Genomic DNA, 24,070 nt, shown 5'->3' on the forward strand with positions numbered 1-24,070 from the left:
GATCAGGAGCAGGGGCCCGATGCCCGCCTTGCGGCAGCGGGCCCCTGCTCCTGATCGAGAAAGGCGACGGCATCGGCGGCACCTGGCACGAGAACACCTATCCGGGGGCCGCCTGCGACATCCCCTCCCACCTCTACTCCCTCTCCTTCGTGCCCAAGCACGACTGGACGCGGATGTACGCGCAGCAGCCCGAGATCGCCGCGTATCTCCGCGAGACGGCCGAGGGCCAGGGCCTGATGCCCCTGATCCGCCTCGGTACCCGTTTCGACGGGGCGACCTGGGACGAGGGCGAGGCCTTCTGGCGCGTGGAGACCAGCCGCGGGCCGGTGCGGGCGCGCGCCATCGTCTCCGGCATGGGCGGGCTGCATCACCCGGCCTACCCGTCGATCCACGGCCGCGAGAGCTTTGCCGGCACGAGCTTCCACACCGCGACCTGGGACCATGCCTGCGACCCGGCGGGCAAACGGGTCGGCGTGATCGGCACGGGGGCGAGCGCCATCCAGATCGTGCCGGAGATCGCCCCCACGGCCGGGCGGCTCACCCTGTTCCAGCGCACGCCGCCCTGGATCATGCCCAAGCACGACCACGCCATCGACGACCGCGCCAGGGCCCGCTACCGCAGCCTGCCGCTCGCCCGGCGCCTGGAGCGGGCAAGGCTGTTCTGGCTGCACGAGGTGCGGGCGCTGTTCGGCTTCACCAAGGTCTCGAAGCTGACGGGGCAGGCCGAGGGCCTCGCCCGCCGCCACCTCGCCAAGGCGGTGCCGGACAAGGCCCTGCGGGACCGGCTCACGCCGGACTACCGGCTCGGCTGCAAGCGGGTGCTGATCTCCGACGACTACTACCCGGCGCTCCAACGCGAGAACGTCCACCTGGAAACCGGGGCCATCGCGCGGATCACGCCCACGGGCGTCGCCATGGCGGACGGGACCGAGCATCCCCTGGACGTGCTCGTCTACGCCACCGGCTTCGACGCCACCGGCGGCTTCGCCCGCGCCCCCCTCGTCGGCCGCGGGGGCGTCAGCCTGTCCGAAGCCTGGGCCGGCGGCATGGGTGCCTACCAGGGCATCACGGTCTCCGGCTTCCCGAACTTCTTCTTCCTGCTCGGGCCCAATACCGGCCTCGGCCACAACTCGATCATCGCGATGATCGAGATCCAGGTGCAGCACGTCCTCGACTGCCTGAACGCCCTCCAGAGGGGCGCGAAGACGATCGAGGTGACGCCGCAGGCGCAGGCGCGCTTCCTCGACCGCATCGCCGAGCGGATGCGGGACAGCATCTGGACGGCCGGCGGCTGCCGGAGCTGGTATCTCGACGCGCAGGGCCGCAACACCACCCTGTGGCCGGATTCCGTGATCGCCTACCGCCGCAGCGCGCGCCGCGCCCGGCTCTCCGACTACAGGATGGGCTGAGGGCGGGACGCGACGGCCGGCCCAGCCGGGGCGCCCGCGCGCTTGGCGGCCCGCACCTCGGCGATGAGGCCGAGATAGATCTGCGCCACCCGGTCCCAGCCGAACCGGCTCGCGGTCTCGCGGGCGCCCGCGCCGAGCCGCTCCATCAGGGCGGGGTCGGCGAAGGCGTGGGCGAGCTTGTCGGCGATGTCGGCGGATTCCGGCAGGATGCCGAAGCCGCTCTGCCCGTCCACGAGGTAGTCCTCGATGCCGCCCACGCGCGTGGCGAAGACCGGCAGGCCGCAGGCCATCGCCTCCATGCAGACGAGGGAGAAGGTCTCGTAGGCCGTGGGCAGGACGAAGGCGTCGGCGGCCGCGTAGATCGCGGGCATGTCGGTGCGGTGGCCGGCGAAGACCAGCCGGTCGGCGGCGCTCTGCGCGAGCCTGCGGTAGGGCGCCGGGTTGTCGGAGCCGACGACGAGCAGCCAGGTGTCGGCGGGCATGCGCTCCAGGGCGCCGATGACGTGGGAAAGCCCCTTGCGGGCGAATTCGTGGCCCGCGAAGACCAGCAGCCGCGCCTCCGGCGGGATGCCGAACTCACGCCGGATCGCGCGGCCGGCCTCCGGCTCGCGCCGGAAGCGGGCGAGGTCGATGCCGTTGGGGATGACGCGGATGCGGTCCTCGGGCACGCGATAATGCTGCTGCAGCTCGGTGGAGACCCGGTCCGAGACCGCGACGTAGGTGCGGTAGCGCAGACCGCCGATCATCAGGTGGTCGCGCAGGCCCACCCAGGCGTGCATCGGGTTGAGCCGCCAGCGCCAGTCGCCCCCGCGGCGCTTCTCCGCGAGGCTCGCCGCGTTGACCGCGTGCACGACCAGGATGTCGCCCTTCAGGCTGTCGCCGTGGCTGACGACGACCGCGTCCCGGTGGCGCCGCAGGGCCACGGTGGCGGCGACGGTGAAGAGCGGCATCACGCCGGTGCGGGCGAGGTAGCGCAGGCGTCCGCGCAGCGGGATGCGCCCGAGCCAGCCGGCCACGATCTGCACCGTGGTGGCGGACTCGACCCGGCCCCGCGCCACGCCGGCCAGGACGCAGTTGGGCACCCCCACCTTGGCGAAGGCGCGGGCCAGCTCGTAGGCCACGGTCTCGGCACCGCCGGCGGTGCTGAACTCCTGGACGACCTGGACGATCTCGGGGGTCATGGACGGCGGCGCCTCATCGCTGTGTCCGCGGCAGGTCGGGATGGCGGAACGCGGCCTTCGTGTTCGCCGCCGGGTCCCCGCGCCGGGCGGCGGCGGCCTCGGTCCAGGCCCGGACGAGGCTCTGGGCCACCGCATCGTAGGTGAAGCGCTGGGCGACGTTGCGCCGCCCGGCGGCCGCCCTGGCCGCGCGGTCCTCGGGGGCTGCGGCGATCGCGTCGAGAAGGCGGGCCAGGGCCTCGGGGTCGCGCTCCGGCACGATCCAGCCGCCGGGGCCGACCACGCTCGGGATCGCGCCGCATTCCGAGCCGATCACCGGCACGCCGCAGGCCTGGGCCTCGGTGATGACCCGGCCGAACTGCTCGCGCACGGCCTGCGTGGTGCGGGTGAGCAGGACCAGGGCGTCGAGCCCGTGGATGAAGGGGGCGACTTCCGCCGGGATGCCCCAGCCCCGGATCGTCACCCGGTCGGCGAGGCCGAGTTCGGCGGCCCGGCGCCGGAGCTGCGCCTCGTAGGGCCCCTCCCCCATGATCGCGAGGCTGACGGGCGCCGTGGCGCGGGCCATGGCGTCGAGGGCCTCGTCCAGCCCCTTCTCTTCGATGATGCGCCCGACATAGCCGATCCGCAGGCCGGCATGGGCGGGAGGCGGCGTCTGCGCCAGCCGGAAGCGCGTCTCGTCCACGCCGTAGCCGATCATGGTGACGGGCCCGGCATAGCCGCCCGCGCGCACCACGGCGGTGGCATCGGGGCTGCGGGAGAGGATGTGGTCGGTGCGCGCGAGGACGAAGCGGCGCATCGCCTCGAAGGGCGGCGGCAGCGTCTTGAGGATGTTCTGGTCGACCTCCAGCACCAGGGCGGCGCGCCCCTTCAGCAGGCAGGCCTGGAGGGCGACGACGCTCCAGGGCTCCTCCCAGAGGTGGACCACGTCGGCCCGCGTCCGGCGCAGCAGCCGGCGCAGGCCCGGATAGAAGTGCAGGTACCAGCCCATCGGCCCGGCCCGGGCTAAGCGGATCGGCTCGACGTGGACGCGCACGGGGTCGTCGGCCGGGTCGGCAGCGATCACGCGGCCGAACTGGTGCCAGCGGGCCGGCACCACGAGGTCGAGCTCGAGGTCGCCGCGCTCCGCCAGGGGATAGTAGCGCAGCCGCCCGGCCTCGCGGCTGACCGCGGCATGGGCGATGGAGAGGACGCGCAGGGGATCAGACACGGCCGAGCACCCGCGCTGCCGCCCCCGTGAGGCCGGTAAGGTGGGCCTCGATCAGGCTGAGATGGCGCTGTCCCCCGTTGAGGGTCACGCGCGGCAGGCCGAACGGGTCCTGTCCGCGCCGGACGAGACCCTTGCGGGTGGTCGCGGCGCTGGCAAACCCCGCCGCCCGCGCGATCTCGTAGTCGCGCCGGCCGCAATCGGCGGCGCGCCCGTAGGGAAAGGCGAAGTGGCGCACGGGCAGGCCGAGGCGCTCGACCAGCCGCTCCCGGCAGCCGGCGAGTTCGGCGCGCGCCTCCTCCGGCGACAGGGCCGAGATGCGGGGGTGGGCGACGGTGTGGCCGCCGATCTCCACCAGGGGATCGTCCCGCAAGGCCTCCAGCATCGCCCAGGAGATCGCGTGCTTCTCGTGCATGGCCGCCGCATCGACGCCGTTGAGGGCGCAGAAGGCGGCATAGCGCGCCCCGGCCTGGGGGCCGTCCCATTCGGCGCTGATCCGGGCATAGGCCACCCGCTTCTCCTCCGGCGTGCGGGACGCCACCGGGCCGTCCTCCAGCAGCACGCTCTCGCGTTCCGCCAGCACGTCCTCCAGCCCCGCCCCCCACAGCGGCAGCGTGCCGTCCGGGATGCCGGTGGTGACGAACAGCGTCACCGGCACGCCGTGGCGCCGGAACAGGGGCACCACGTCCTCGAAGGTGTCGCGGTAGCAATCGTCGATCGAGAAATTGACGTAGCGGTCCCCCGCCCTGCCCCGGCCCGCGCGGGCCACCGCCTCCTCCATCGTGACCACGGACCAGCCGGTCCGGCGCAGATACGCGAGCAGCCGGTCGAGGAAGCCGAGATCGAGGTGGAAGCCCCGGTTCGGCAGGCCCTCCCAGCGCTCGCTCGGCACGGCGCGGTGGAAGGTGAACAGGCAGCCGCGGGAGCCGAGCACCGCGTCGGCCAGCACGCCGACCGATCGCACGATCCGCTCCGGTCCGATCCCGGACCGCGCCATCACGGCACTCGTCATGACCTCACCTCGCCTGGGACAGGATGGATAGGAGCCGGGCCCGGCCGCGCGCCAGGAGCGTCCGGCAGGTCTCGGGCAGAAGCAGGGCGGCGCCCAGCGCGACGCAGGCCGCGCAGGCCGCGGAACCCGCGGCCAGGCGCTCCAGCGTCCCGGCGAGTCCGACGTGGATCTGCCAGCCGGCCAGCGCCATCAGTCCGGCGGGGATGGCGGCGATGGCCGTCAGCCGCAGCATCCGGCCGGCGCATCCGAGCATCAGCACCGTGCCGGCCAGGAGCACGAGGCCGCGCAGGGCCTCGCCGAAGCCGAACAGCAGCGGCCCGGCGCCCGAGGTCTCCTGCAGGTGCCAGGTCAGCAGGTTGAAGCCCGCGTTGGCGCCGAAAGAGAGCGACAGGATCAGCGCGGCGGCGGCGTTGCGCCCGGAGCTGTTGAGCATCCGCAACAGAATCCAGCCCAGCGTCGCGGCCCAGAGGCCGGCCGCGATCCCGCGCAGGGCCTGGCTCGACAGCAGCACGGCGTGCTCGTTGAAGGCGCCGCGGGAGAAGACGATGCGGGCCACCTCCGGCGCGAACAGCATCAGGAAAACCGAGACGGGCAGGGCCGCGGCCAGGATCGGCCGGGCGATGCGCGCGACCTCGCCCGGAACGTCCTTGCTCGGCTCGCGCGACATCACGGCCAGCCCCAGGGGCTGGCTGATGAGGAGGATGGCGCTGTCGGTGATCGTGCGCGCGTAGTCCATCGAGGCCACCGTGCCGGTGACGAGGCGCGAGGCCATCACCCGCTCGATCCAGACGTTGCCCTGCTCGGCCACCGGCAGGGCCAGGAGCGGGCGCAGGCGGCGCAGGAACTCGGCACCGGCCGCGAGGATCGCGCGGGGCCGCAGGCCGGCCGGGTCGAACTGGCCCTCGCGCCAGAGGCGCCAGAGCCCCCAGGCGCCCAGCGTGTTGAAGGCCACGGTGAAGGCCCAGGCCAGCCCGTCGAAGCGGCCGGTCCAGGCCAGCACGCCGAGGCCGGCCAGCACCGCAACGTTCAGGTTGCTCGCCCGCAGGGTGGTCAGCCGCGAGCGCCCCATGGCGATCTCGGCGGCGGCCAGGCAGTTGACCATCACCGAGGCCGGCATGCCGAGCGCCATGATCCGCACGAATTCGAGGGTGAGCGCCTGGCCCGCGGAATCGAAGCCGCCGACGATGGCCTCGACCCAGTACAGGCCCAGCGCCTGCACCATGCCCATCAGGGCGAGGGCGATCAGGGTGAGGGCCGCGGTCAGGGCGGCCAGCCGCCGGGGGGCATCGCCGGATTTCTGCCAGTCCCGGTGCATCGGGATCAGGATCGCGGGCACGCTCTCGTTCTGGAGGAGCGACAGGGGCAGCAGGATCGCCGTCATCGCCCCGCGGAAGCCGTCCGCCACCAGCGAGGCACCAAGCACCTGCGCCATCAGGATCTCGCGCACGAAGCCCAGGAGCTTGCTGACCAGGGCGCCCGCGACGAGGAGCGCCGCGAGGCGCCGGCTCGACGGCCGATCCGGAGCCTCGGCACGGACCGCCTGCGCCTCGGCGACGGCGAGCGACGCCTCGTCCTCGGCCGTCGGCAGGGACACGGGCCGGAAACCGGCTCGGGTGCGACGCAGGGCGTGGCGCACGCGGCCGTCCGGCAGGCGGTGGCGGCGCAGGACCATGGGCCGGCTCATCGGGACGGCCTGCCGGCGAACGGGACGGCGCCGGTCCCGCGCTCGGGCGGCAGCAGGACGGCGAAGGTCCAGAACAGGACGCCGAGCTCGCCCGAGGAGATGCCGGCCAGCGGCATCTGCACCAGGCCGCCGCAGGCCAGGGCGCCGACGACGATGGCCTCGCGGCTCCCGTGCCGGAACGCCGCCAGGATCGCGTTGGCCGCCGCCCAGACGAGGCCGAACAGGCAGAGCAGGCCGACCACGATGCCGAAGGTCAGCCAGCAGGCGATGACCGTGCCGTCGATCGCCATCGCCCCGGCACTGCCCACGTCGGTGATGGTGAAGCCGGAGCCGAACAGGCCGCTGTCGGGCCGGTTCCACAGGGTCACGAACTGCTCCAGACGCTCCTGAGCGCTGTCGTCCTTGGCGCCGTCGCCGAAGGTGGCGAAGCGGTCCCCGATCACCTCGCCGAAGGGCGTCAGGGTGCCGGCCAGGACCAGCGCCACCAGGATGGCGCCGATGGTGGTCACGGCCCGCCCGCGGGTGACGGAGAACAGGCAGCAGAACAGCACGCCCACGCTGAGCGAGAGCCAGCCGGTGCGGTACATCGAGAGCATCAGCGCGAGGGCCGCGGGGGCCGAGACCAGCAGCGACTGCCAGCTCGCGCGCAGGAAGAACACCAGGACGAGGCCCGCGGCCGTGAAGGTGGCGAAGCTCGCCGGCCCGTTCATGGTGCTGTAGGTCCGCACGCCGTAGGGCACCGGCTGGCCCGCCGAGAGGATGGAAGCGTAGTTCATCCAGTAGCGGTCCCAGGCCGGCGGGTCGACGTACTGGTAGATGCCGTAGAGGCCGGTCACGGGCAGGATGAAGAGGAAGGCCGACGTCGCCCCGCGGAGCAGGCCGGCGGACTCCTCCGGCCGGCGCACCAGCACGGCGGCGTAGATCAGCGGCGCGAACCACTTGAGCGAGCCGGAGGCCGCGTTCATCCAGTCGCCCTGGAACACGGAGAGCGCGGTGCCGTAGCCGACACAGGCCCCCACCAGCAGGATCGGGGTCGCGGCGGGCGGCGCCTCCTCCCCGTCGAGGTAGTGGCGCAGGTCGGTGGCCGGCACCAGGATCGCGAGCAGCGGACCGACCAGCATCAGGCCGGTGGTGTCGAAGCCCGCCGCGAGGTCGACCAGCCGGCGCAGGAACGGGGCGAAGGCGAAGAGCAGCAGGACGCAGCGCAGGTGCTCGGCGGGACTCTTGCGCCAGGCGTACCACGCGGCCCCGGCACAGCCGAGGATGAACAGGGGGCGCGCGGCCGACCCCAGGGCCGGGCCTGCGACGGCAAAGCCCAGGAGCAGCGCCGCGGTCGGCAGCCAGCCGGGGATCGCCCAGCCGTCGAGGGCGGCGGGCAGCAGGCTCTGGCCCAGGCTGCGGCTCATGGGGCCGGAACCACGGCCGGGGCCGCGCCCGCGGCGGCGCGGCCGATCCGTTCGGCGAGACGCGTGCGCATGGCTGCGACCCCGTAATGGGTCCTGGCCCGCTCCGCGGCACCCGCGAGCCGGGGTTCGAGGTCGCGGCGGTGGGCGAGGATGTCGGCGACGGCGTCGGCCAGCGCGTCGGGCCGGTCCGGCGGTACCAGGGTGCCGAACCGGCCCCCGTCCAGGATCTCGGCCGCGGCCCCCGTGTCGGTGGCGACCACCGGCACGCCCGCGAGCATGGCCTCGACCAGGGTGCGGCCGAACGGCTCCGGGTGGACGGAGGGGTGGATCACCACGTCCATGGCCTGCATCAGGCGCGGCACGTCGCTGCGCTGCCCGAGGAAGTGGACGCGTCCGCTCACGCCCAGCTCGGCGGCGAGCGCCCGGAGGCCGTCGGCATAGGCCCCCTCCCCGAACAGGGCGTCGCCCGCCACGACCGCGTGGATGCCGGGCAGGTCGGCCAACGCCCGAAGCACGACGTGCTGGCCCTTCCAGGCCGCGAGCCGGCTGAACACGCCGACCATGGGCACGTCCGGCAGGCCGAGGTCGCGGCGGATGGCGGCGCGGGGGCGCAGATCGAGGTCGATCGACAGGCCGTTGGGCACCACCTCCACGAGGCCCGCCCGGCCGCCGGCCGCGACGAAGGCGTCGGCGGCCGCGCGCGAGGGCACGATCACGAGGCGGGCGCAGGCGTTGGCGAGCCGGACCTGCAAGGCCCGCTGCGCGGCCCCGAAATGGGCGGAATCGAGGATGTCGTGCAGGTGCCAGACCAGGGGCCGGCGGGCCAGGGTCGTCGCCAGCGCCGAGAGGACGAAGGCCTTCTGCGAGTTGGCGTAGACCACGTCATGAACGCGCGCCGCGCGGGCGATCTGCGCCACCAGGGCGACGAGGCGGCCGGCCACCGGCAGCGCGCCCAACGGGGAACTGTCGCGGCGCAGGCCGGAGAGGCCGCCGCCGCCGCGCGCCGTCGTCACCGACAGGCCGCGGCTCGCCATGGCCGCGTTGAGGGGGCCGCCCTCGAACAGGAAGGCGGTGGCGCCGGGCCAGGGCTCGACGGCGTCGGCCAGCACCAGTTCGGCCCCCGACATGGTGCTGGTGTGGTTGACGAACATCACGCGCGGCGCGGGCATCAGGCCGCCCCGACGCCGATATAGGTGGCGGCCGGCACGGCGCGGCTCTCGTAGAGGGGATAGGTGTCGGGCTCCACCATCGTCACCGCCATGCCGAGGATCTGGCCGCCGGATTCCTGGAGCGCGGCCAGCGTCGCCTCGGTGGCGGCCACCTGCGAGCGGCCCCAGCGGGCGCAGCAGAGGACGCCGTCGGCCAGCTTGGCCAGGACGCAGGCGTCCATCAGCAGCCCCGCCGGCGGGCTGTCGATCAGGACGAGGTCGTACTTGCCCGCCCAGCGAAGCAGGTCGGCCATGTGGTCGCCCATCAGCAGTTCCGTCGAATCCGCGATGGCCGGCCCGGCGGGGATCGCGTCGAGGTTGGGCGTGCCCGTCGGCACCACGGCCTCCCGCGGCAGGATGCTGCCGCGCAGCACGGCGCCCAATCCCCCGCCGTCCGCAAATTGCGGGCCGAGGTCGAGCACCTCGTGGAAGGACGGGCAGCGCATGTCGCACTCGATGGCGAGCACCCGGCGGCCGCTGGCCGCGACCAGGGAGGCGAGCGCCAGCGTGGTGAAGGTCTTGCCCTCGCGGGGACCGGTGGAGGTGACGAGGATCTTCTGCCCGCCCTCGCGGCCGCCGGCCAGGGACAGCCGGGCGAACAGGGTGCGCAGGCCGTCCTGCAGGCCGGGGTCGCTCGCCCCCTGGCGCAGGGCGAGCCGCAGGGGCAGGTCCGTGCCGTGCCCCCGGAACAGGGCCGAGACGGGGTTGGAACTGCCCTGGCGGACCTGCGGAAGCTGCGCCAGGATCGGGATGCCGGTCTGGCGCGCGAGGTTCGACCCGGCCCGCACGCTGCCGTCGGCCCGGTCGCGCAGGAGGGCGGCGGCGGTGGCCAGCAGGCTCGCGAGCGTCAGGCCTGCGGCCAGGAACGGCAGGGGCTTGGGGAAGAACGGCTTGGCGGGAAGCTCGGCGAGGCTGACGAGGCGGGTGCTGCCGATCAGGACGCGCCGCTCCGTCTCGAGTTCGCTCGCCCGCTTGTAGAGATCGACGTACTGGGCGCGCTTGATCTCGACGTTGCGCAGCATGTTGGCGACCTGGGCCTCGGCGTCGGTCGCCGAGCCGACGTCGGCCTTCTGCGTCTCCATCTGGCGCTTGAGGGAGACCACCAGCGCGCTGGCGCCGTCGTAGATCTTGCGCGAGCTCGCCACGATGCTGTCGACCTCGCGCGACAGGCGCAGCTGGAGGCTCTCGCGCTCGCGCTGCAGGGCCTGGATGCTCGGGTGGTTGGGGCCGAGCACGGTGGAGGCGTTGGCGAGCTGGGCCGTGATCGTCGTCATCTGCTGCTTGAGGTCGCCGATCGCGCGGCTGGCCATCACCGCGGGGGCGTTGATCGAGCCGCGGGCCTTGTCGGACAGGATCTCCTGGAGGCGCGCGCCGGCCTCGGCCTGGGCGGCCTCGGCGGAGCTGAGCTGCTGGCTGATGCTGGTGAGACGCTCCGAGGTGATCGGCGCGGTGGAGCCGCGCATCAGGCCCTTGGCCCGGCGGAAGCTCTGGATCTTGGCGTCCTCCTCCCGCAGCGACGTGTCGAGTTGCTTGACCTCGCGCCAGAGCCAGGTCGCGGCGACCTCGCGGCTCTTGGCCATGTTCTCGCGCTGGTCGTCGAGGAAGACGGTGACGAGGGCGTTGGCCATGGTCTGGGCCACGTCGGGCAGGGGCGACTGGTAGGAGATGTTGATGACGCGCGAGCGGCCCACCGTGCCCACGGTGTAGCGGGGCTCGATGTGCTCCAGCAGGGCGGTGCTGTCGGGCTGGAGCTTGTCGCAGGCCTCCCCGCCCTTGCGCAGGATGGTGTTCATCAGGCCGCCGGCGCTGGCCTGGCACTCCTTGCGCGCCGCCTCGAGGACGCCGGGATAGGCCATGGCCAGCCGCAGGGTCCGGGTCGAGCGCACGAGGAGGAGCTGGCTCTCGAGGTCGGCCGGATCGCCGATCTTCTGCGCCCAGGCGGCCGAGGTCCGGTCGGTGCCGGGCTCCTGCTCGGCCACGATCACGGCACCCGCCGCGACGTAGCGGGTGGGCAGGATCGCGAGCGCCAGCACCGCCGTGCCGAACACCGCGGCGAACACGGACGAAAACAGCACCTTGCGGCGCCAGATCCTGACCAGAACCCCCGACCTCGATGCCAAGACGGCCATGATGTGCCACGCCTCATCAATGTTCGACAGTCCGTCGGGCCGTGGACCGGCCGGCGGACTGCCCGTATCAGTCCATGCCCTCACGCAACGGGCGATCGACGCGGCGGCAGGAGGCCGGATACCGATCCTGTCGCCGCCTCATTCGCGCCCGGTCCGTCGTTTCCTCGTCCGGCGAGCGGGGCTGGCCCGCCGCGTCACGGGCGTGGCTTCGTCCGCCCCTATCGCCCCCGAGGTGCCGGAGGCCGAGACCGGTCAAGCGCGTTTCTGGACCGGATAGATGTAGGGTTCGTTGTCCGGGGCGGGCTGGCCGTGGGCGGCCACGCGGCCTTCCACGAACGTGGTAAACTCCCTGCGGAAGCGCTCGGCCGAGAAGCGCTCGGCCTGGCGCCGGCAGGCCTCGCGGGAGAACGTCCCCTCCTGGGCGATGAAGCTGCGGATGCAGGCCGCGATCTCGTCGGGCTTCGGGTTGGCGAAGAACAATCCCGTGCGCCCCGGCCCGGACGTGACCACGGTCTCGCGGGCGCCCCCGCGGCCGAGCGCCAGGACGGGGGTGCCCTCGGCCTGGGCCTCCAGGGGGATGATGCCGAAATCCTCCTCCGCCGCGAAGACGAAGGCGCGGGCCGTCGTCATCAGGTGGCGCAGGGCCTCGTCGCTGACGTAGCCGGCGAAGCTGACGTTGGGGACGCCGAGGGCGCGCAGTCGCCCGGCCTCCGGGCCGTCGCCGGCCACCACGAGCTTGAGATGGGGCAGGGCGCGGAACGCCTCGACCACCGCATCGATGTTCTTGTAGGCGACGAGCCGGCTCGCCACCAGGAAGTGGTCGTCCCGCGGCAGGTCGTCGTCGCGCCGGGCCAGCGTCACGGGCGGGTGGATGACGCGGGCGTCGCGCCCGTAGACCTTGCGGATGCGGCGCGCCACGAAGGCGGAGTTGGCGATCATCGCGTCCGGCCCGTTGGCGGTGCGCGCGTCCCAGATGCGCAGGCCGTGCAGCATCAGGCGGACGAAGGGCCCGAGCAGGCCGCGGCCGTACCCGCTCTCCCGCAGGTAGGCGTGCTGGAGGTCCCAGGCGTAGCGCATCGGCGAATGCACGTAGGCGACGTGGACCTGGTCGGGCCCGGTGATCACGCCCTTGGCCACCGCGTAGCTCGACGAGATCACGAGGTCGTACTCGGAGAGATCGAGCTGCTCGATCGCGATCGGCATCAGCGGCAGGTAGAAGCGGTGCCGCTTGGCGATGAAGGGCATGCGCTGGAGGAAGCTCGTCCGCGTCCGGCCGAGCCCGATGCGGGCGCGATCCTCCGGGCTCAAGGCGTCGAACAGGGCGAACACGTCGGCCTGCGGATAGCAGGCGAGCATCTCGCGCAGCACGCGCTCCGCTCCACCGACGACGTACAACCAATCATGAACAATCGCGACACGCACGGCAGACCTCCAACCGAGGCCCAATCATACACCGCACAGCGTAGAGTCAATCCGAAGATCAGTCCTTGCATTCGGTAAAAACTACTTAAAGCGGTAAATTTACTTTAATTTCCGATGGTTTCCATAGATCGGAGATGAAACGCTGTCAGCTTAACCTTAGTATGAATTGTTCGTTGCCGACATAGCAGGTCGGTCCATGCTTACCCTGTCGCCTCCGGGATTTAGCCTCTCCCGCGAGGCCGTTGCCGGGCGGCGGGGGCCTCCGCGCCGGATGCGGCGTCAGCCAGGGACTTCTCGTAGCGCCAGGCCTCCATCCCGTCCTCGTAGTAGTCCTCCCGCACCATGAAGCGGGTGTAGCCGCGGCGCTCGTAGAGGCGGATGCCGGCGCCGTTGTCGGCGCGGACCTCCAGGCGCAGGCGGGTGCAGCCATGCCGGGCGGCCTCCGCCTCCACCGCATCGAGCAGGTGCCCGCCGAGCCCCAGGCCCCCGCGGCCCGGCGCCACCGCGATCGAGGACAGCCGCGCGGTGCGGCTGCCCTTGCGCCGCTCGATCACCGCGGCCCCCACCAGCACGTCCCCGCGCGCATCCGGCTCGTCCTCGACCAGGGCCACCAGGACCGTCATGCTGGGGGAGGCGATGGCGTGGCGGATAGCCCGGCGCTCGGCCCGGTCCGAGGCGAAGGCCGCGTGCTCCAGGGCCAGCAGGGCGTCGAGATCGGCAGCCCGCGCCTCGCGCAGGGTCAGGACCGCGGGCTCGGCTGCGCGCGCGGCGTTCCGCGGCCTCTGTCTCGTCTCGGTCATCGTGCGGTCGCTGGTCCCGGCGCCCTGCCCCGAGGCGGCGGGCGGCCTCCGGTCCGGCGGTGGAATGCCCGCTCCCCGGCCACTTGGGAAGCCCGGCGCAGCATTTGCGCAACATCGGCGGAAAACACCGGGGACCGGGCCGGCCGATCCACGCGATTTCCCTTGTGGCGGGGTCTCGCGATCCGTATATCGCCCCTGCCCAATTTCGCACGTGCCTGTGGCCGCGTGTCGGTTGGTGGGCATCCGGCCAACTGCCGGACAGCCGCCAGGGGTCTTAAAGGATCGATGGTCGACAGGGTGGATTCCCTCCGGCCGGCATCCAGGTGGCGACACCGGACCCCGACAACAACCGGCAGCCGGAGGCGAAACCGGCGAACCCCGCTCTCCACGGGGGACGCAGCTTAAAGCAACGACGAACGGGCTTTTTTGGTCTCGTCGGCCCTCCAAAGGCCGGCACCGAAGAGGCTTGTTTCTCCTTGCCCGGCGTGCGGATGGGATTCTCCCGTCCAATCCACGGCAGCTTCCGGGTGCTCGCGCGCCCGCTCGGACCGTCGCGTCTCCAAAGCGCGCGGGTTCGCGCGACGCATGGCCCCCAGACGCCGGCGGTCCACCAGGACCGTCACATCTTCGACGGCGCGCCCCCTTGAGGGGCGCCGCGAACCTGTGGGTTGGAAACGACATGACCGATCGCATCCGCGACTTCCTGCGCGTCCGGCGCGACCTCGGCCGGGACGAGGGCCCGGTGATGGTCCTCGACCTCGAGGTGGTGCGCGACAACTACACCGCGTTCAGCCGCGCCCTGCCGGACACGCGCGTGTTCTACGCGGTCAAGGCCAACCCGGCCCCCGAGGTGCTGCGGCTTCTTGCCGACATGGGCTCCTGCTTCGACACCGCCTCGGTCGCCGAGATCGAGATGGCCCTGTCGGCCGGCGCCACCGCCGGGCGCATCTCCTTCGGCAACACCATCAAGAAGGAGCGCTGCATCGGCCGCGCGCTTCGGCTCGGCATCCGCCTGTTCGCCGTCGACTGCGAGGCCGAGGTCGAGAAGATCGTTCGCGCCGCCGCGGCGTCGGGCGTGGATGCCGGGGACGTGCAGGTGTTCTGCCGCATCCTCTGCGACGGCGCGGGCGCCGACTGGCCGCTCTCGCGCAAGTTCGGCTGCGTGCCGGAGATGGCGGCCGACGTGCTGGAGCACGCCCACCGCCAGGGCCTGCACGCCTACGGGGTCTCGTTCCACGTCGGTTCGCAGCAGGGCAACACGGAGGCCTGGGACGGGGCGCTGGCCTCGGCCTCCGCGATCTTCCGCGAGTGCGCCTTGCGCGGCATCGGGCTCTCGATGGTCAACCTCGGCGGCGGCTTCCCGACCAAGTACCTTCGCGCGGTGCCGGGGGTCGAATCCTACGGCGACGCGATCTTCCGGGCGCTGACCAAGCACTTCGGCAACCAGATCCCCGAGACCATCATCGAGCCGGGCCGCGGCATGGTCGGCAATGCCGGCGTGATCGAGGCCGAGGTGGTGCTGGTCTCGAAGAAGTCGGCGGCCGAGGACGAGGTGCGCTGGGTCTACCTCGACATCGGCAAGTTCGGGGGGCTCGCCGAGACCATGGACGAGTCGATCCGCTACCCGATCCGCACCGAGCACGACGAGGACCGCATGAGCCCCTGCGTCATCGCCGGGCCGACCTGCGATTCCGTGGACGTGCTCTACGAGAAGCAGCACTATCCGCTGCCGGTCTCCCTCTCGATCGGCGACAAGGTGCTGATCGAGGGCGCGGGCGCCTACACCACCACCTACGCCGCGGTGGCCTTCAACGGCTTCCCGCCGCTCCAGCAGATCGTGATCTGATTTTTTTGCGATCTTGGCCGGGCGACCTTCATGCCCGGCCGGTCCGATCCTTCAACGAACCTTCATCCAGCCCCCGCTATGAACCGCCCCGATGGGGCGGATCGGGCGGGGCCGTCTCCGCGCCCGATCCGGGCGCCTCGGGGATTTTGCGGCCATGATCGAGATCCGCGCGGAACATGCCTTCGACGTCGGCGCGCGCGAGCGCCTGCTCGATGCCTGCTTCGGCGCGACCCGGGGCGCCAAGACCTCCGAGCGCCTGCGCGAGGGGCGCCTGCCCGCCCGCGGCCTCGCCTTCTCGGCGACCCGCGCTGGGCGCCTCGTCGGCACCCTGCGCCTCTGGCACGTGGAGGCCGGCACCGCGCGTCCCGCCCTGCTGCTCGGGCCGCTGGCCGTCGACCCGGCCCTCCAGGGCCAGGGCCTCGGCCGGGTGATGATGCAGGCGGCCCTCGGCCGGGCGGAATCCTTAGGGCACGGCGCCGTTCTGCTCGTGGGCGATGCGCCCTACTACGCCCGCTTCGGCTTCTCGCAAGCGACGGCCGCCGGCCTGAGCCTGCCCGGCCCGTTCGAGCGCGCGCGCTTCCTCGGGCTCGAACTGCGCGACGGCACCCTGGTCGGCGCCGAGGGCCTGGTCCGGGCCACCGGCGCCTTCGCTCCGGAAAACGCCGCGGCTGCCGGGGCAGGGGGCGAGCGACGACGCGCTGCGTAGCTCCTGACCGATCCCGAGATCGTCAGGCGTCGTTCTCGCGATAGGCGGCGGCCTCTTCGCCCGCGCGGCCCGGGCCCTTCCCCGGCAGGTGCGGATCGTGCCCGTCGGCCGCGGCCGCCTCCGCCGCCTCGGCTCCGGGGCGGTCGGCCGGCCCGTCCTGCGGCGTCACCTGTCCGGTGGCCGTCTCCTTGGGGAAGACGGCCGCGGTGCCGCTCTCCTGCTTGCTGCGATCGTCGGGCATCGTGTCGCCTCCAGAACCGGTCAACGCGGTGCCGCGGCCCCTGGTTCGGACCGGTCAGCGCGGAGCCGGCCCCGGCTCGATCGCCTGCAACTCGTTGGCCGGCAGGCCCGCGCCGGCCGCGGCCTGGGCCTGCGGGCCGTTGATGCCGCGGGCGCGGTTGGCGAGCGCGACGGTCAGCTTCTCGGCGGCCTCGGGCTGCATCACCGCCAGCACCTCGGCCATCTTGCGCGGGTTCATGGCGAGCACGATCGGCACCAGCACGTCGTGGCCGAGGCGATCGAAGACGCGGGCGGCGTCCTTGGGCTTCATCGTCTCGTACATGGTGACGATGTTCTTCATCCCGGCCTTCTCGGACTCCTCGCGGCCCTTGCCGGCGACGTCGACCTTGTCCTCGGCCTGCTTCAGGTCCCCGAGGCCGGATTCGAGCTTGCGCTCGGCCTCGTTCAGCATCTTCTCGCGCAGGTTCAGCTCGTCGGTCTTCTGCTTGAGGGCGTCCCGGCGGGCACCGAGCTTCTCCAGCAGGGCGCGCTCGGCCGGCGAGACCGGCTCGGGCATCGGCGGCTGGGCGCGCGGCGGCGGCTCGGGCGGCTTCTCGGCGGCCTTCTCCGCCTCCTTCGGGGTGACGGAGCCGGTGGTGGCCGGGTCGGCCAGCTCGTAGCCGGTGCGGGCCTTGGCGAGGACGCGGGCGAATTCCGGCAGGTCTCCTCCCGCCTGGGGGGCCCCGACGGACAGGGCGACGAGCTTCAGCACCAGCAGCCCGGCAGCCGCCAGCGTCACGGCATCGATCAGGCGCAGACGCAACGGGCGCGGCGCCCGAAGACCCGAACGGCGCAGGGCCGTGCCCGCCACCTTCGCGAGCGTGCCCTTCGCCACCACGCCTCCGGCGATCAGGCCCTCGGTGGCCGCCCGCTCGGTCATGCGGCCCGGCTCCGGACCCGGTTGAGGGCGCGCTCGGTCATGGCGAGCGCGGCGGCGGCGGCGGCACCCAGGCGCTCGCCGTTCGGGCTCTCGACGGGCGCAGGCGTACGGGGCGCGGGCGCCTCGGCCCGCGCGACAGCGACCGGCCGGGGATTGGAGCCCGCCGCCTGCATCTCGCCGACGATGGCGCCGATGCGGGCGATCACGCCCTTTCCGGCCTCGACCTGCGCGGCGATTTCGGCAGCGTGCTGGCCTGCGATCTCCAGGCGCTCGGTCAGGGTGCGGTCGCACTCGTCGAGCGCCGCGCGCAAGCCGGAGATCGCCCGCTCGGCGGTGTTGCTGGCCACCATCAGGTCGCCGATCGTCTGACGCAGGGCCGCCTCGTCGCCCTTAAGCTGGGCGATCCGCCGCGACAGCCGGACCGATGTGACGATGGTGGCGACCAGCAGGACCGCGACCAGGGCGTCGGCGAGCAGCGTGACCAGGAGGCTCATCGGGCGGATTCCGTCGGCCGCCGGAGCGCCGGGAGAGGAGTGGGGAGCGTCCCGCGGATCACTGAGCAGGCCCGCGTCGGCAGGCCGACGCTTCGCCCGCTCAGATCCCCGGTCTGTCGCAGGGTCCGGTCGCAAAACCGCGGGGCACTTTTGCGGGACATGCTCAGAGGTCGTTCCGGTTGTTCATCGAGGCCTCGTAGGCCTGCAGCGTCGTGCGGGAGCGGCGCAGGGGCCGCGTCACCTGCACGGCGATGTTGTCGTCGACCCGGCCGATCCGCCCCTGGGTCAGGGCCCAGTCGCCGCAGCGCACGGTGATGAGGTCGGAGGGCTTGGCGTCGAACATCAGGGTGTCGCCGACCTTGAGCGCCATGACGCGCTTCAACGGCAGCATCATCTCGTGGAGCACCGCCTCCATGGCCACGTCCGCCTGCCAGATCTCGGTGGCCAGGTGCCCTTCCCAGATCTGGTCGCGGCCGAGCTTCTCGCCCATGAAGCTCTGCATGAGCAGTTCACGGATCGGCTCGATGGTGGCGTAGGGGAACAGGATCTGGAGCAGGCCGCCGCGCCCGTCCATGTCGAGGCGCAGGCTGATCAGGATCGCGGCGTTGCCCGGCCGGGTGATGGTGGCGAAGCGCGGGTTGGTCTCGATCCGGTCGATGCCGAAGCGCACCGGCGAGAGCGGCTGGAACGAGAGTTCGAGGTCGCCCAGGATGATCTCCACCAGGCGGCGCACGAGCTGCATCTCGATGCCGGTGAAGGGCCGCCCGTCCAGCCGGCTCGACGAGCCGCCGCGCTTGCCCCCCAGCAGCAGGTCCAGGGTCGAGTAGGCGAGGTTCGACTCGACGGTGACGAGACCCGAATTCTCCCAGGCGTCGGCCTTGAACACGCCCAGCAGGGTCGGCAGCGGGATCGCGTTGAGGTAGTCGCCGAACCGGACCGAGGTGATGTTGTCCAGCGTCACTTCGACGTTGTCCTGGAAGAAGTTGCGCAAGCTCGTCGACAGCAACCGGATCATCCGGTCGAAGACGATCTCCAGCATCGGCAGGCGTTCGTACTGGACGACGCCCGAATCGACGATGGCGCGCACGCCGCCGGCCCCGGAGGCCGACAGTTCGCGCATGGAGAAGCCGAGGACGCCGTCGATCTCGTCCTGGTTGAGGATGCGGTCGTTGCCGGCCAGCTCGGGGAGGTTGTCGCTCTCCCCGTCCTCGATCATCGTCGCCCATTCGGCGGCGACGTCGCTGGCGTTGCGGGTGGTGCCCTGCTCGGCGAGCGCCGCGCCCCATTCCTCGGCCAGCGACGCGTCGCCGCCCTCGGCCCCCTGCTCCAGCAGGGCCGCCGACCAGTCGTCCTCCTCGATCGGATCGTCCGGTTCCATCGTCCCGCCTCGGTTACTGGACGATCACGTCCTTGAAGAGCACCGCCTCGACCTTGGCGGGATAGATCGCGACGTTGACCCGCCGCAGCAGTTCCTCGCGCAGGCGGTAGAGGCCGAGGGAGCTGGAGAGGTCGCTGGGGCGCAGTTCCCGCATGTAGACCTGCAGCGCATCCTCGACGCGGGGCATCAGGGGCTTCACCTCGCCCTCGACCTTGGCGTCCTTCAGCTCCAGGGCGATGCGCAGCTTGGCGAACTTGGCCCTGTCCTGGCCGGCATCGGGGGTGAGGTTGAGCATCATCTCGCGCACGTCGAGGAAGACGACCGCCTTCTTCTCCTCGACCGGCTGGGCGGAGGCCTCGGTCTCCGCGTGGGCGGCGGCGCGCTTCTTCATCACGAAGGCGCCCCCGCCGCCGGCCGCGAGCAGCACCACGGCGCCCATGACGATGACGATGAGCTTCTTCTTGCTCTTGGGGGCCGCCGCCTCGCCGCCTTCGCCCTCGGCTTCGGGCGCCTTCTTGGGCTTCTTGGCCATGGCGGGGTCCGGCGATCCTGGGGGACTCGCACGGCGCCCAGCGCCGCTTCGTCGAGCCTCGGCCTCCGGTATCGGACGGTTACGGTTAACGCGTCGTTAAGGGGGCAAAAGCTGCCGAGTCGGGATTGCCGCGCACAGTTTCCGCCGGGCCTCCGAACGGCGGCACGCTTCTCTCAAGCCACTGAGAAACAACCATAAAGCCAAAAACTCCGGCGTGGCACGGGGGATGCTCACCTGATCCCAGCCGCCGTCGCGGCGAGATCCGGTGTCCACGATGCAGAATGCCCTCTTCGTCGGCGTGTCGAGCCAGATGGCGATCCAGCGCGAGCTGGACGTGATCGCCAACAACATGGCCAACGTCTCCACCACCGGCTTCAAGGCCCGCAACAGCCGCTTCCAGGAATACCTGATGCCGGTGGCGAGCGCAGACAGCTTCGAGAGCCCGGACCGGCGTGTCTCCTACGTCATCGACCAGGGCACCACCCTCGACCTCGGCCAGGGGCCGATCGAGCAGACCGGCAACCCGCTGCACGTGGCGGTGCGGGGCGAGGCCTTCCTCACCGTGCAGACGCCGGCCGGGGTGCGCTACACCCGCAACGGCGCCCTGGAGGTGAACGTCCAGGGCCAGCTCGTCACCAGCGACGGCCACGCCGTGCAGGGCGAGGGCGGCCCGATCACCATCAACCCGCAGGAGACGGGCGCCGCGATCGGCCCGGACGGCACCGTCTCCACCAATCTCGGCGTGCGCGGCCGTATCCGGCTCGTCACCTTCGCCAAGCCCCAGCGCCTGACGAGCGAGGGGGGGAACCTCTACGCCTCCCCAGACCAGCCCCAGCCCGCCGGCCTCGCCGGCCGCCTCGAATCCGGGGCGCTGGAGCGCTCCAACGTCCGTCCGGTGGTGGAGATGACCCGGCTGATGGACGTGAACCGCACCTACGCGATGGTCTCCAGCGTGATCACGCGCCTCGACGACCTGCGGGGCACGGCGATCCGCCGCCTCGCCGAAGTGGCCTAGGGCCTAGGTAAGGAACCGACCGATGCGCGCCCTCTACGCTGCCGCTACGGGCATGGCGGCCCAGGAACTCAACGTCCAGGTCATCTCGAACAACATCGCGAACCTGCGCACCACCGGCTACAAGCGCCAGCAGCCGCATTTCCAGGACCTGCTCTACCAGAACCTGCGCCGGGCCGGCGCCTCGACCTCGGACCAGAACACCCAGCTCCCGGCGGGGCTGGCCATCGGCTCGGGCGTCAAGACCACCTCGACCGCCCGCATCATGTCCCAGGGCACCCTGACCTCGACGGAGAAGGACTACGACGTCGCCATCCGCGGCGAGGGCTTCTTCCGCGTGACCATGCCGGACGGGCGCACCGCCTACAGCCGCGACGGCTCCTTCGACCTCTCCGCGCAAGGCCAGCTCGTCACCCGCGACGGCTACCTGGTCGATCCCGGCGTGACGGTGCCGAACACCGCGACCGCCGTGACGATCAGCGCCACCGGCGCCGTGCAGGCGACGCTGCCGGGCCAGACGGCGCCCCAGGCGCTCGGCCAGTTCCAGCTCGCCCGCTTCGTCAACAAGACCGGCCTCGAATCGATCGGCGACAACCTGTTCATCGAGACCGCGGCCTCCGGCCCCGCCGTCAACGGCCTGCCCGGCGGCGAGGGCTTCGGCAACCTCCAGCAATCCTACCTGGAGGAGGCCAACGTCAACGCGGTGACCGAGATCTCGTCGCTGATCGCCGCCCAGCGCGCCTACGAGATGAACTCGAAGGTCGTGACGGCCGCCGACCAGATGCTCTCCACCACCTCCCAGATGTTCCGCAGCTAGCGCCGCTGATCCCCATGCCCGTATCTCACGACCTCCTGACCGGCCTCCGGCCCGTCGCGCGCCCCGGCCCCGCCCGCGTCGCGCCGATCGCGCCCGCGATCCTGCTGCGCGCCGCCCTCGCCTTCCTGGCGCTCGCGGCCATCGGCGCGCTGACCCTGGGCGCGCTGACCCTGCCGGCGCTCGCCGACGGGCCGATGCGCCTGCGCGGCGACGTCACTGCCCGCGGCGACGTGCTGACGCTCGGCGACCTCGTGGAGGGCGCGCCGGAGGCAGCAGTCAAGCGCCCGATGTTCCGCTCGCCCGCGCTGGGCGCCACCGGCACGATCCAGGCCCGGCGCATCGCCGAGGCGGTGGCGGCCCTGGACCTCGGGGCGGTGGAGACGGGCGGGCGGATGCAGGTCGCCGTGCAGCGCGCCGCCCGCCGGGTCGGCCCACCGGAGATCGAGGCCGCCCTCAAGCGCGCGCTCGAATCGGCCTACGCCCTCGACCCGAAATCCGTCTCCGTCCGCCTCGACGGCGACGCCCCCGTGCTGCTGGCCCCCGTGGACCTGAACGGCCAGGCTGTCGCCCTCGACCTCACCTACGATCCGCGCTCCCGCCGGGTCGGGGCCCTCCTCAGCCTCGGCGAGCGGCAGGCGAGCCTGCGGGTCGCAGGCGTCGTGATCGAGATGCGCGAGGTCGCGGTGCTGGCCCGTCCGATCAACCGGGGCGAGCCGGTGACGGAGGCCGACCTCACCCTGGAACGCCGCCCCCGCGAGGGCACGCCGCAGGACGCCCAGAACTCGGCCGCGGGCGCGGCCGGCGAGGTCGCCCAGCGCTCGCTGATGGCCGGCGCGGTCCTGCGCACCGGCGACACCGCCCCGCCGGAACTGGTCGGCCGGGGCGAGACCGTGACCATCGTCTACGAGACCCCCGGCATCAGCCTGTCGATGCGCGGCATCAGCAACGATGCCGGCCGGATGGGCGCCACCGTCAACGTCGTCAACGTCGCCTCGAAGAAGGTGTTGCCGGCCACCGTCATCGGGCAGGGCCGGGTCTCCGTCGGCCCCGCCGCCCCGCAGCGCCAGGCCAGCGCCGCGACCTCCACCGCCCTGCGCTGAAACCGACCCCACCGGACACGAAGATCAGCCCGATGCGCGCTCGCCTGCCGACCCTCGCCGCCGCCCTCCTCGCCTGCTCGGGGCTGGCCGCCTGCAACACCGCCGACCGGCTCTCGCAGATCGGCGCGACGCCCAACCTCTCGGCGATCGAGGACCCGACCGCCCAGGCCGGCTACAAGCCGGTGCGCCTGCCGATGCCGGACGTCCAGCCGGTCTCCTACGCCCCGAACTCCCTCTGGCGCACCGGGTCGCGGGCGTTCTTCAAGGACCAGCGCGCCGCCCGCGTGGGCGACCTCGTCACCGTGAAGGTGAACGTCACCGACAAGGCCAACCTCAACAACGAGACCAAGCGCTCGCGCTCGAACACCGAGGGCGTGGGTGTGCCCAACGCCGTGGGCCTGGAGAAGAACGCCGCGATCCTCGGCTTCGGGCTCTCGCCGGACAAGCTGTTTTCCGCCAACTCGAACTCGTCGAGCGACGGGGTCGGCTCGGTCCAGCGGGCCGAGACGGTCACGACCAACGTCGCGGCCATCGTCACGCAGATCCTGCCCAACGGGAACATGGTGGTCGAAGGCAAGCAGGAGATCCGGATCAACTTCGAGGTGCGCGAGCTGATCGTGGCCGGCGTGGTGCGGCCGGAGGACATCGAGTCCGACAACACCATCGATTCGGCCAAGATCGCCCAGGCCCGCATCGCCTATGGCGGCCGGGGCCAGATCACCGACGTGCAGCAGCCCCGCTACGGCCAGCAGCTCATCGACATCGTGCTGCCGTTCTGATTTTTCGGGTCTGGGCGGGGTGCCTGCCTCGATCGTTCGAGGCAGGGGGTGGCACATCGCGATCAGGTGTGGTCGGTGCCCGGCCGGTTCGGCCGCGGGGCCTCGCCGTGCGCCTTGGTGAAGGCCGATCGTTCCGGATCGTGTTTCTTCTGGGCGACGCGGGCCCGCATCCACATCGCCACGCCGATGGCGATGCTGATCGTCACGATGGCCAAGACGAGGACAAGATAATCGCTTTGCACGGCAGCGTCTCCGACTGTTTTGTCGGATCAAGCGGTGCCCGTGATCGAAGTTCCTACGCCCGCGCTTGCAATCGGCAGCGTCCGGTCTCGGTCACGGCGACAGTCTTTCGTCCCGGTCCGATCGGCCGGCGTCCACCGACGATCAATCGTCGCGATAGACCCGCTCGCGGCGCTCGTGGCGTTCCTGGGCTTCGAGGGACAGGGTGGCGATCGGGCGGGCGTCGAGGCGCTTCAGGGAGATCGGCTCGCCGGTCTCCTCGCAATAGCCGTAGGAGCGGTCCTCGATCCGGGCGAGGGCCGCGTCGATCTTGCCGGTGAGCTTGCGCTGGCGGTCGCGGGCGCGCAGCTCGATCGCCCGGTCGGTCTCCGAAGAGGCGCGGTCGGCGAGGTCGGGATGATTCTCGTTCTCGCTCTGGAGCGCCACCAGGGTGTCCTGCGCCTCGCGCAGGATGTCGCTCTTCCAGCTCAGGAGCTTGCGCCGGAAGTACTCACGCTGCCGATCGTTCATGAAGGGCTCGTCGTCGGACGGAGCGTAGCCGTCCTCCAGCGTCAC

General features: G+C 72.1%; 23 protein-coding genes. 7 read left to right on the forward strand and 16 right to left on the reverse strand.

All coding sequences use genetic code 11. From position 1 onward, the window contains the following. Positions 1–1,409, forward strand: a 1,409-nt coding sequence (locus COGEMETH_RS13990) for a flavin-containing monooxygenase (protein WP_238183247.1), incomplete at its 5' end; no start/stop codon positions are given. Here COGEMETH_RS13990 and COGEMETH_RS13995 read toward each other — a convergent pair. The 9 genes from COGEMETH_RS13995 to COGEMETH_RS14035 all read right to left on the reverse strand — a co-directional run bounded on the left by COGEMETH_RS13995 (position 1,394) and on the right by COGEMETH_RS14035 (position 13,452). Continuing rightward, on the reverse strand, positions 1,394–2,590 hold the full coding sequence (locus COGEMETH_RS13995; protein ID WP_238183248.1) for a glycosyltransferase family 4 protein: 1,197 nt from the start codon (positions 2,588–2,590) through the stop codon (positions 1,394–1,396). The genes COGEMETH_RS13990 and COGEMETH_RS13995 overlap by 16 nt on opposite strands. A gap of 13 nt (positions 2,591–2,603) precedes the next feature. After that, entirely contained in the window at positions 2,604–3,794 is a 1,191-nt protein-coding gene (locus tag COGEMETH_RS14000; RefSeq protein ID WP_238183249.1) for a glycosyltransferase, read from the reverse strand. Continuing rightward, positions 3,787–4,788, reverse strand: a complete 1,002-nt coding sequence (locus tag COGEMETH_RS14005) for a polysaccharide deacetylase family protein (RefSeq protein WP_238183269.1) — start codon at positions 4,786–4,788, stop codon at positions 3,787–3,789. The genes COGEMETH_RS14000 and COGEMETH_RS14005 overlap by 8 nt, the downstream gene beginning before the upstream one ends. 19 nt (positions 4,789–4,807) lie before the next feature. Beyond that, entirely contained in the window at positions 4,808–6,487 is a 1,680-nt protein-coding gene (locus COGEMETH_RS14010) for a lipid II flippase MurJ (RefSeq protein ID WP_238183250.1), read from the reverse strand. Further along, on the reverse strand, positions 6,484–7,893 hold the full coding sequence (locus COGEMETH_RS14015; protein ID WP_238183251.1) for an O-antigen ligase family protein: 1,410 nt from the start codon (positions 7,891–7,893) through the stop codon (positions 6,484–6,486). Before COGEMETH_RS14015 ends, COGEMETH_RS14010 begins: the two co-directional genes overlap by 4 nt. Next, positions 7,890–9,062, reverse strand: a complete 1,173-nt coding sequence (locus COGEMETH_RS14020; RefSeq protein ID WP_238183252.1) for a glycosyltransferase — start codon at positions 9,060–9,062, stop codon at positions 7,890–7,892. Before COGEMETH_RS14020 ends, COGEMETH_RS14015 begins: the two co-directional genes overlap by 4 nt. After that, positions 9,062–11,230, reverse strand: a complete 2,169-nt coding sequence (locus tag COGEMETH_RS14025) for a GumC family protein (RefSeq protein ID WP_238183253.1) — start codon at positions 11,228–11,230, stop codon at positions 9,062–9,064. The genes COGEMETH_RS14020 and COGEMETH_RS14025 overlap by 1 nt, the downstream gene beginning before the upstream one ends. Positions 11,231–11,482: 252 nt before the next feature. Further along, the gene (locus COGEMETH_RS14030) at positions 11,483–12,652 is read right to left on the reverse strand and encodes a glycosyltransferase (protein ID WP_238183254.1); all 1,170 of its coding nucleotides are present in this window, start codon (positions 12,650–12,652) and stop codon (positions 11,483–11,485) included. A 221-nt stretch (positions 12,653–12,873) separates the two neighbouring features. Next, positions 12,874–13,452 (reverse strand): GNAT family N-acetyltransferase, encoded by a 579-nt coding sequence (locus COGEMETH_RS14035; RefSeq protein WP_238183255.1) that lies wholly within the window; start codon positions 13,450–13,452, stop codon positions 12,874–12,876. 679 nt (positions 13,453–14,131) lie between these two features. On the opposite strand from COGEMETH_RS14035, the gene COGEMETH_RS14040 reads away from it, so the two are divergent. Beyond that, entirely contained in the window at positions 14,132–15,298 is a 1,167-nt protein-coding gene (locus COGEMETH_RS14040; RefSeq protein WP_238183256.1) for a type III PLP-dependent enzyme, read from the forward strand. A 154-nt stretch (positions 15,299–15,452) separates the two neighbouring features. After that, entirely contained in the window at positions 15,453–16,004 is a 552-nt protein-coding gene (locus COGEMETH_RS14045; RefSeq protein ID WP_238183257.1) for a GNAT family N-acetyltransferase, read from the forward strand. 22 nt (positions 16,005–16,026) lie between these two features. On the opposite strand, the gene COGEMETH_RS14050 is transcribed toward COGEMETH_RS14045, so the two are convergent. The 5 genes from COGEMETH_RS14050 to fliL all read right to left on the reverse strand — a co-directional run bounded on the left by COGEMETH_RS14050 (position 16,027) and on the right by fliL (position 19,567). Then, positions 16,027–16,245 (reverse strand): hypothetical protein, encoded by a 219-nt coding sequence (locus COGEMETH_RS14050; RefSeq protein ID WP_238183258.1) that lies wholly within the window; start codon positions 16,243–16,245, stop codon positions 16,027–16,029. Between the two features lie 54 nt (positions 16,246–16,299). Further along, the gene (locus COGEMETH_RS14055; protein ID WP_238183259.1) at positions 16,300–17,163 is read right to left on the reverse strand and encodes a MotE family protein; all 864 of its coding nucleotides are present in this window, start codon (positions 17,161–17,163) and stop codon (positions 16,300–16,302) included. Then, the gene (locus tag COGEMETH_RS14060) at positions 17,160–17,657 is read right to left on the reverse strand and encodes a DUF6468 domain-containing protein (RefSeq protein ID WP_238183260.1); all 498 of its coding nucleotides are present in this window, start codon (positions 17,655–17,657) and stop codon (positions 17,160–17,162) included. The genes COGEMETH_RS14055 and COGEMETH_RS14060 overlap by 4 nt, the downstream gene beginning before the upstream one ends. A gap of 163 nt (positions 17,658–17,820) precedes the next feature. Further along, a complete protein-coding gene (gene fliM, locus COGEMETH_RS14065; RefSeq protein WP_238183261.1) occupies positions 17,821–19,035 on the reverse strand; it encodes a flagellar motor switch protein FliM in 1,215 nt (404 codons plus the stop codon). Between the two features lie 13 nt (positions 19,036–19,048). Continuing rightward, on the reverse strand, positions 19,049–19,567 hold the full coding sequence (gene fliL, locus COGEMETH_RS14070; RefSeq protein ID WP_238183262.1) for a flagellar basal body-associated protein FliL: 519 nt from the start codon (positions 19,565–19,567) through the stop codon (positions 19,049–19,051). Between the two features lie 274 nt (positions 19,568–19,841). On the opposite strand from fliL, the gene flgF reads away from it, so the two are divergent. Genes flgF through flgH form a run of 4 tightly spaced genes read left to right on the forward strand, consistent with a single transcriptional unit; the run spans position 19,842 to position 23,275 of the window. Continuing rightward, positions 19,842–20,582, forward strand: coding sequence for a flagellar basal-body rod protein FlgF (flgF, locus tag COGEMETH_RS14075; protein ID WP_238183263.1), 741 nt, complete (start codon positions 19,842–19,844; stop codon positions 20,580–20,582). 22 nt (positions 20,583–20,604) lie between these two features. After that, positions 20,605–21,396, forward strand: coding sequence for a flagellar basal-body rod protein FlgG (flgG, locus tag COGEMETH_RS14080; RefSeq protein ID WP_238183264.1), 792 nt, complete (start codon positions 20,605–20,607; stop codon positions 21,394–21,396). A 14-nt stretch (positions 21,397–21,410) separates the two neighbouring features. Then, complete coding sequence (gene flgA / locus COGEMETH_RS14085; RefSeq protein WP_238183265.1) at positions 21,411–22,496, forward strand: flagellar basal body P-ring formation chaperone FlgA; 1,086 nt, start codon at positions 21,411–21,413, stop codon at positions 22,494–22,496. Between the two features lie 32 nt (positions 22,497–22,528). Beyond that, positions 22,529–23,275: a flagellar basal body L-ring protein FlgH gene (gene flgH, locus COGEMETH_RS14090; RefSeq protein WP_238183266.1), complete on the forward strand. Its 747-nt coding sequence runs from the start codon at positions 22,529–22,531 to the stop codon at positions 23,273–23,275. A gap of 62 nt (positions 23,276–23,337) precedes the next feature. Here flgH and COGEMETH_RS14095 read toward each other — a convergent pair whose 3' ends face one another. Together COGEMETH_RS14095 and dksA are read right to left on the reverse strand one after the other, a co-directional pair. Continuing rightward, a complete protein-coding gene (locus COGEMETH_RS14095) occupies positions 23,338–23,517 on the reverse strand; it encodes a hypothetical protein (protein ID WP_238183267.1) in 180 nt (59 codons plus the stop codon). Positions 23,518–23,659: 142 nt separating this feature from the next. Next, positions 23,660–24,070 (reverse strand): RNA polymerase-binding protein DksA (gene dksA, locus COGEMETH_RS14100; protein WP_373875368.1); only part of this gene is annotated, 411 nt, incomplete at its 5' end.

Origin of the sequence: Methylobacterium trifolii (assembly GCF_022179685.1) — a bacterium.
Lineage (GTDB): Bacteria > Pseudomonadota > Alphaproteobacteria > Rhizobiales > Beijerinckiaceae > Methylobacterium > Methylobacterium trifolii.

Excerpts from the sequence above, each read along its gene's own strand:
- COGEMETH_RS14050 (WP_238183258.1), bottom strand. The coding sequence starts at position 16,245 with ATGCCCGACGATCGCAGCAAGCAGGAGAGCGGCACCGCGGCCGTCTTC.
- flgF (WP_238183263.1), top strand. The coding sequence starts at position 19,842 with ATGCAGAATGCCCTCTTCGTCGGCGTGTCGAGCCAGATGGCGATCCAG.
- COGEMETH_RS14045 (WP_238183257.1), top strand. The coding sequence starts at position 15,453 with ATGATCGAGATCCGCGCGGAACATGCCTTCGACGTCGGCGCGCGCGAG.
- fliL (WP_238183262.1), bottom strand. The coding sequence starts at position 19,567 with ATGGCCAAGAAGCCCAAGAAGGCGCCCGAAGCCGAGGGCGAAGGCGGC.
- COGEMETH_RS14005 (WP_238183269.1), bottom strand. The coding sequence starts at position 4,788 with ATGGCGCGGTCCGGGATCGGACCGGAGCGGATCGTGCGATCGGTCGGC.
- COGEMETH_RS14020 (WP_238183252.1), bottom strand. The coding sequence starts at position 9,062 with ATGCCCGCGCCGCGCGTGATGTTCGTCAACCACACCAGCACCATGTCG.
- COGEMETH_RS14015 (WP_238183251.1), bottom strand. The coding sequence starts at position 7,893 with ATGAGCCGCAGCCTGGGCCAGAGCCTGCTGCCCGCCGCCCTCGACGGC.
- flgH (WP_238183266.1), top strand. The coding sequence starts at position 22,529 with ATGCGCGCTCGCCTGCCGACCCTCGCCGCCGCCCTCCTCGCCTGCTCG.
- flgG (WP_238183264.1), top strand. The coding sequence starts at position 20,605 with ATGCGCGCCCTCTACGCTGCCGCTACGGGCATGGCGGCCCAGGAACTC.
- COGEMETH_RS14025 (WP_238183253.1), bottom strand. The coding sequence starts at position 11,230 with ATGGCCGTCTTGGCATCGAGGTCGGGGGTTCTGGTCAGGATCTGGCGC.
- COGEMETH_RS14055 (WP_238183259.1), bottom strand. The coding sequence starts at position 17,163 with ATGACCGAGCGGGCGGCCACCGAGGGCCTGATCGCCGGAGGCGTGGTG.
- COGEMETH_RS14040 (WP_238183256.1), top strand. The coding sequence starts at position 14,132 with ATGACCGATCGCATCCGCGACTTCCTGCGCGTCCGGCGCGACCTCGGC.
- COGEMETH_RS14010 (WP_238183250.1), bottom strand. The coding sequence starts at position 6,487 with ATGAGCCGGCCCATGGTCCTGCGCCGCCACCGCCTGCCGGACGGCCGC.
- flgA (WP_238183265.1), top strand. The coding sequence starts at position 21,411 with ATGCCCGTATCTCACGACCTCCTGACCGGCCTCCGGCCCGTCGCGCGC.
- fliM (WP_238183261.1), bottom strand. The coding sequence starts at position 19,035 with ATGGAACCGGACGATCCGATCGAGGAGGACGACTGGTCGGCGGCCCTG.
- COGEMETH_RS13995 (WP_238183248.1), bottom strand. The coding sequence starts at position 2,590 with ATGACCCCCGAGATCGTCCAGGTCGTCCAGGAGTTCAGCACCGCCGGC.
- COGEMETH_RS14060 (WP_238183260.1), bottom strand. The coding sequence starts at position 17,657 with ATGAGCCTCCTGGTCACGCTGCTCGCCGACGCCCTGGTCGCGGTCCTG.
- COGEMETH_RS14035 (WP_238183255.1), bottom strand. The coding sequence starts at position 13,452 with ATGACCGAGACGAGACAGAGGCCGCGGAACGCCGCGCGCGCAGCCGAG.